Raw genomic sequence first — 6178 nt, 5'->3', positions numbered from 1 at the left:
CCGCGGGGGTCGAAGGTGACGAGGTCGTAGCGCTCGCCGAGCTTCGCGAAGGTCTCGGGGTCGGCGGCGAGGGAGGTGGTCCCGCGTCCGCCGGGGCCGCCGAAGTTCAGCAGCAGCGAGCCGAGGGGGTGCCGGCCGGGGGCGGTGGCCGGGATCCGGGCGAGGGCCACCCGGATGGTCCCCTTGGCGGGGTCGTCGTGGTCGAGGGGGACGGTCACGGACCCGCACGTCATGCCGTCGGGCACGGGCTTGTCGGGGCAGTCCCCCCACCGTATGGACCCCGCTGCGGGGGACGGGGTGCCGGATCCGCTCCCGGAGCCGGGGCCGGGGCCCGCCCCGAGGGCGGAGGCCAGCACGACCGCACAGGCCGCGGCGGCCCCACGCGTACGCAGCCGGGCGCGGACGGGGGTACGGGGGCGGCCGGGCGCGTCGGTACGGGAACGGCTGGGCGCGTCCGTATGGGAACGGCCGGGCGCGTCCGCATGGGAACGGCCGGGCGCGTCCGCATGGGAACGGCCGGGCGCGTCCGCATGGGAACGGCCGGGCGCGTCCGCATGGGAACGGCCGGGCGCGTCCGTATGGGAACGGCCGGGGCCGTGCGAGCGGGTACGGCGGTGGGAACGGTGCACGGCACCCTCCTCGGGTGACCCCCCGGACCGGTCAGCCCAGCTCACACTAAGCGCGCCCCGCCCCTCCCGCCCCTCGGCCGCCACCGGAGGGGTTGCCCCCGGCCGGGGACGGTCCGGGGCGGTCCGGGGACGGTCCGGGGCGTGCCCGGCCGGGGTCCGCCTCACCGCTCCCTGCGGTACAGCTCCTCGATCTCCCGCTCGTAGTCCCGCGCGACAGCGCCCCGCTTGAGCTTCATCGACGGCGTCAGGTGCCCGCGCTCCTCGGTGAAGTCCCCTGGCAGGACGGCGAAGCGGCGTATCGATTCGGCCCGCGAGACCAGCGCGTTCGCCTCGTCGACGGCCCGTTGGAGGTCGGCGAGCAGGGCCTCGTCGGTGAGCAGCTCGCGGATCGGCACCCCCTGCTTCTTGTGCATCTGCCGCCAGTGCGCCAGCCCGTCCGGTTCGAGGGTGATCAGGGCGGTGACGTACGGCCGGTTGTCGCCGACGACCATGCACTGCCCGACGAGCGGATGGGCGCGGAGCCAGTCCTCCAGGGGGGCGGGGGCGACGTTCTTGCCGCCGGAGGTGATGATCACGTCCTTCTTGCGGCCGGTGATGGTGAGGTACCCGTCCGCGTCGAGCTCGCCGATGTCCCCGGTGGCCAGCCAGTCGCCGGGCTGCTGCGCGGCGACGTTCCAGTAGCCGGCGAAGACGTGCGCCCCGCGCAACAGCACCTCCCCGTCGTCGGCGATGCGCACCGCCGTCCCCGGCAGCGGCCAGCCGACGGTGCCGAGCCGGGGGCGCAGCGGCGGGGTGACGGTGGCGGCCGCGGTCGTCTCGGTGAGCCCGTAGCCCTCGAAGACCTCGATCCCGGCGCCCGTGTAGAAGGCGGCGAGGCGCCGGCCGAGGGGGGAGCCGCCGCTGAGGACGTAGCGGACGCGGCCGCCTAGGGCGGCGCGGACGCGGCGGTAGACGAGCGGGTCGTACAGGGCGTGCGCGGCCCGCGTGCCCATCGGGGGCCGTCTGCCCTCGCTCTGCGCCTCGCCGACGCTCTGGGCGATGCGGGAGGCCCGGTCGAAGGAAGCGCCCTTGCCCATCTTCTCGGCGGTGGCGCGGGCGGTGTTGTAGACCTTCTCCAGGACGTAGGGGATGGCCAGCAGGAAGGTCGGCTGGAAGCCGGCGAGGTCGGCGAGGAGGTCCTCGGTGGTGATGCTCGGCGCGTGTCCGAGTTTGACGCGGGCCCGCAGGCAGCCGACGGCGACCATCCGCCCGAAGATGTGGGACAGCGGGAGGAAGAGCAGGGTGGAGGCCGGGTCCTCGCTGACCGACTTGAAGACCGGGTGCAGCAGCTCCACCGCGTTGTCGACCTCGGCGTAGAAGTTGGCGTGGGTCAGCACGCATCCCTTGGGCTGCCCGGTGGTGCCGGAGGTGTAGACGAGCGTGGCGACGGACTGCGGTGTACGGGTGGACCTGCGGGCGTGCACGATCGCGTCGGGCAGGTGCTCCCCGGCCTTGACGAGCCGGGCGACCGCCCCGGTGTCGAACTCCCACAGGTGCGCGAGCCAGGGCAGGTTGGCGCGCTCGGCGCTGATGATGCGGGCCTGCGCGGTGTCCTCGACGGCGCAGGCCACGGCCCCGGAGTCGTGGATGATCCAGCGCGCCTGGAGGGCCGAGGAGGTGGGGTAGATCGGTACGGTCACCAGCCCGGCGGCCCAGCCGGCGAAGTCCAGCAGCGTCCACTCGTAGGTGGTCCGGGCCATGATCGCGAGCCGGTCGCCCTCCTGGAGGCCCTCGGCGATGAGCCCCTTGGCGACGGCGAGCACCTCGCGGGCGAACTCGGCGGCGGTGACGTCGCGCCAGGTGCCGTCGGGCTCCTTGCGGGCGAGTACGGGCTCGTGCGGGGCCTGGCGGGCGTTCTCGAAGGGGAGGTCCCCGAGCGAGCCGCTCACCGGCATCCCGGCGAGGGCGGGGACCGCCACCTCGCGCACCACCCCGGCGACGGTCGTCTTGAGGGGCTCGACCAGTTTCGGCTCGGCTTCCACGGCTGTTCTCCTCGGTCGTTCCGGGGTTACCGCCGGTAATCTACGCACGGGTAACGACCCCGAACACCCCCCGGACCGCTTCTTCACCCACCTCCCACCCCCTGCCCACACCCACCGGGGAGAATCGGCACCCCGTCCCCCGCCCCCCTCCTGCTGGAGGACCCGCTGCTGGACGCGTACGTCTACGACGGCGACCTGCCGCGCGCCGCCCTCACCCGGCCCGCGGCGGCCAGCCGTGGCCCCCCTGCCCGCCTCCCCCGAGCGGGCGGACTTCATCGCGGCCCACGGTCGGTAACCACCTGGCAACGGCCTGCCGGAACGCCTGCGTCAGGCCTCCCCCACTGGGCAGAATCCCCCGCGGGGGCCCGGTCGACGGCTTCCGCACGCCCGTCCACCGTGAGGAGTCCGCCGGTGTCTCCGCAGGAAATCCAGTTACCGCTCACCCCACAGCAGGCCGCCGAGGGCACGATCGTCACCGTCCCCCTGCCCAACGGCACGGCCCGCCTGCGCATCCCGCCGTCGCGCGACGGCGACCTGGTCCGCGCCCGCTTCGGCGAGAACGAGGTGCTGCTCCGGGTCCGGGTCACACCGACGGGGGCGCCGCCCGCCACACCCGCAACGCCGAAGAAGTCGAGCCCACTGGGCTGCCTGCTCGGGCTGGGCGTCGTGGCGGCCGTGATCATCGCCATCGTCGTGACGAACGACGGCAAGGACGACGACTCGAAGAACACGGCCTCCCACACCCCCACGTACTCCGCCCCGACCACCCGGGACCCGTACCCGACCCCCACCGACACCTACGCGCCGAGCACTTCCCTCCCCACCCTCCCCACCCTCCCTGCACTCCCCCTCCCCACCCCCACCACGGAAGCCCCCACCCCCTTCGACAAGGGCACCTGCCTGAACGGCCGGCTCCCGGACTCGGAGACGGCCCAGCGGGTGGACGACGTCAAGGAGGTCTCCTGCTCGGCGTCGGACGCGCACTACAAGGTGATCCAGAGGTTCCCGTTCTCCTCGGACATGGAGCAGTGCAAGAGCAACCCCGACACCGAGTACGCCTTCTCGTACCGCTACACGCTCAACGGAAGCGTCATCAACCAGTACGTGTACTGCCTGATCGGCCTCGGCTCCTACTCCCGCTCCTGACGCCCGGACTTCCCCGCGACCCCTCAGCGGGGACCCGCCTCGGGGCTGCGTCCGCACTCGCACGGGGCCGGCCCGGTGACGCTGGGGCTCGCGACGTCCCCTTGGCGCTCGCGCAGGACCGGGAGCCCGAAGTCCGGGGGGTGGCCGCCGTGGCATCGTCGCGGGGCGGCCGGGCGACTCCGCGGCGGACGGGGCCGTCCACCGGCTGGGCGTCGACCGGGTTCGAGCCGTCCGGTGGGCCACCGCCGCAGCGCTGCGCAAGCGGGACGGGGAGGGTTAACGCCGTTCCGCAAGGAGGGAGTTGAGCAGCGCGGCCCCCCGCTCCGCGTCGTCCACGCTGACCGCGAAGTCCCGGCCCTTCGCGCGGATGACCAGGCATTCGCCGCCCCGCAGCATCACCGTCGTGCCCAGGCCGTTGATGCGGTAGCCCCAGCCGCCCGCCCGGGACGGGGTGCGGTGTTCCGTGCGGGCCGATTCGATGTCGCGCGCCGCCCAGCGTCGTACCGGCAGCCCCAGCGGGCCGAAGGCCACCTCCAGGCCGTCGCCCGTCACCCGTGCCCGGACCGACGAGCAGAGCAGCACGGCCAGGGCGGCGAAGCCGGTCGAAGCGACCAGCCCCCACGCCGCCGCGTCGGCCAGCCCGGACAGGGCCGACAGCGCGCCGGCCACCGCCACCAGGCCCAGCACGGCACCGGTCAGCCGCAGCCACGGGTTGCTCTCGCGGGAGAGCCAGACGAGCCGTTCGCCGTCCGGGATCTCCATCCGGGGCCCGGCGGAGGGGGGTTGCGCCCCGGCCGCGCCCCGGCGGCCCGCCAGCGCCCCGCCGACCGCCGCCAGTACGGCCGCCACCACGACCCCCGCGACCCACGCCGTCACCGACCCGGCCTGCCGCCAGTCCGCCCGGTCCAGGTTGGCCCGTACGATCGCGGCCTGCCCCCCGGCCAGCCCCACCCCGGCGCCGGCCAGCGTGCCCGCGACCCAGCCGCCGCCCGGCCCCGCGAACCGCCGGCCGAGGACGACGCCCGCCACGAGGACCGCCCAGATCAGCGCCGGGAACAGCGCCGCCGCCCACAGCGGCATCGAGCCGTCCGGGGCCCCGGAGCCCGCCGACCAGTGCGTGGCCAGCCGGTCCGGCAGCCGCCCGCTCGCGGCCACCGGCATCCCCACCAGTAACACCAGCACCCCCGCGGCCCCTCCGGCCACGCCCCACCCCGTCCGCTGCTTCACGGCAACTCCCTGATCATCTCGATGAGATCGGCCTTGCTGTACCCGAGCCGCGCCCCGTCCTCCACCAGTCCGCGCACGCGGTCCAGCAGCCCCGAGCGCCCGCCCGCCCCCTCCGCGACGGTCACCCCGCGGCCCCGCCGGAACTCCAGCAGCCCCTCGTCGCGCAGGACGCGCAACGCCCGCAGGACGGTGTTGGCATTGACCCCGAGCGCCCCCGCGAGGTCCCGCGCGGGTGGGATCCGGTCTCCGGGCGCGCATTCGCCGTCGGCGATGGCGCGCCGGAGGGCTCCCGCCACCTGTTCGTGGAGGGGACGCGGGTCCGCGGTGTTCAGCCTCAGCAACATGGTGCTAGTGACCGTAGCACCATCGCCACCATGCCACCACGCGATCAGACACGCCGACGGCCGGACGGCGGGTCTCCGGGATTGTCAGTGGCCGGACATAAGGTGATCTTCGTAGCGGTGGGAAGTTCCACCGCCCAAGAAATACGGGGTAGTTGTGACCATTTCTCGTCTGTCCGCGCTGCGCACCGCAGTGCTCGGGGCCGCCGGTTCGGCCCTGCTCGTCGGCGCGATGGCCGTGCCCGCCCACGCCGACGGCTCCTACACCGTCGTCCTGCGCAACGGCGCGAGCGGCAAGTGCCTGGAGGTTCCCGGCGGCAACTTCAACAACGGCGCGCCCGTGCAGCAGTGGGACTGCAACGGCGGCAGCAACCAGAAGTGGACCGTCATCTACGGCAACGGCTACTCGCAGATCGTCAACGTGAGCACCAAGAAGTGCCTTGAGATCGCGGACTGGAGCAAGAGCAACGGCGCCGTGGCCCGTCAGTGGGACTGCCACGGCGGCGCCAACCAGCAGTGGGTCGTCGCCGGCATCGACCAGGCCGGGCAGACCCAGCTCCGCAACAAGAACAGCTGGATGGTCCTGGACGACCCGGGCTCCAGCCCCTACAACGGCCAGCAGATGATCCAGTGGCCCGAGAAGCGCGGGGCCGCGAACCAGGCCTGGACCGTCGGCTACCGGTAAGCCGCGAGCGGCACCGAGCCGCCCCGAGGCGCACCGAGGCGTCCCCGCCCCACGGCGGGGGCGCCTTCCCCCGGCCACCCGGCCCGAATCTCCATGGACAGCCTCCGCCCGGGCGGCCGATAGTGCCGC

The 6178-nt window shown here is 74.2% G+C and carries 6 protein-coding genes (1 of these 6 cut by a window edge); 2 read left to right on the top strand and 4 right to left on the bottom strand.

The features are described 5' to 3' along the window. Positions 1-218: the 5' portion of an alpha/beta hydrolase gene (locus tag OG295_RS20035; protein ID WP_371678103.1), read on the bottom strand. 1129 nt of this gene lie to the left of the window's left edge; only the first 218 of its 1347 coding nucleotides appear in the window; its start codon is at positions 216-218; its stop codon lies off the left edge, out of view. A 572-nt stretch (positions 219-790) separates the two neighbouring features. Continuing rightward, positions 791-2650 (bottom strand): long-chain fatty acid--CoA ligase, encoded by a 1860-nt coding sequence (locus OG295_RS20030; RefSeq protein WP_371678102.1) that lies wholly within the window; start codon positions 2648-2650, stop codon positions 791-793. A 411-nt stretch (positions 2651-3061) separates the two neighbouring features. On the opposite strand from OG295_RS20030, the gene OG295_RS20025 reads away from it, so the two are divergent. Further along, complete coding sequence (locus tag OG295_RS20025; protein ID WP_371678101.1) at positions 3062-3796, top strand: hypothetical protein; 735 nt, start codon at positions 3062-3064, stop codon at positions 3794-3796. A gap of 276 nt (positions 3797-4072) precedes the next feature. Here OG295_RS20025 and OG295_RS20020 read toward each other — a convergent pair whose 3' ends face one another. Together OG295_RS20020 and OG295_RS20015 are read right to left on the bottom strand one after the other, a co-directional pair. Continuing rightward, entirely contained in the window at positions 4073-5023 is a 951-nt protein-coding gene (locus tag OG295_RS20020) for a DUF1648 domain-containing protein (protein WP_371678100.1), read from the bottom strand. Then, positions 5020-5367 carry a GntR family transcriptional regulator gene (locus OG295_RS20015; RefSeq protein ID WP_266839684.1) on the bottom strand — a complete coding sequence of 116 codons (348 nt, stop codon included), beginning with the start codon at positions 5365-5367 and terminating at the stop codon, positions 5020-5022. The genes OG295_RS20020 and OG295_RS20015 overlap by 4 nt, the downstream gene beginning before the upstream one ends. A 154-nt stretch (positions 5368-5521) precedes the next feature. On the opposite strand from OG295_RS20015, the gene OG295_RS20010 reads away from it, so the two are divergent. After that, complete coding sequence (locus tag OG295_RS20010) at positions 5522-6049, top strand: RICIN domain-containing protein (protein WP_371678099.1); 528 nt, start codon at positions 5522-5524, stop codon at positions 6047-6049. The last annotated feature ends 129 nt before the right edge of the window (positions 6050-6178 follow it).

The sequence above is a fragment of the Streptomyces sp. NBC_01276 genome (genome assembly GCF_041435355.1).
Classification (GTDB): Bacteria; Actinomycetota; Actinomycetes; order Streptomycetales; family Streptomycetaceae; genus Streptomyces.
Note: the sequence above shows the minus strand (reverse complement) of the source record. Positions and strands in the feature narration are given on the sequence as shown.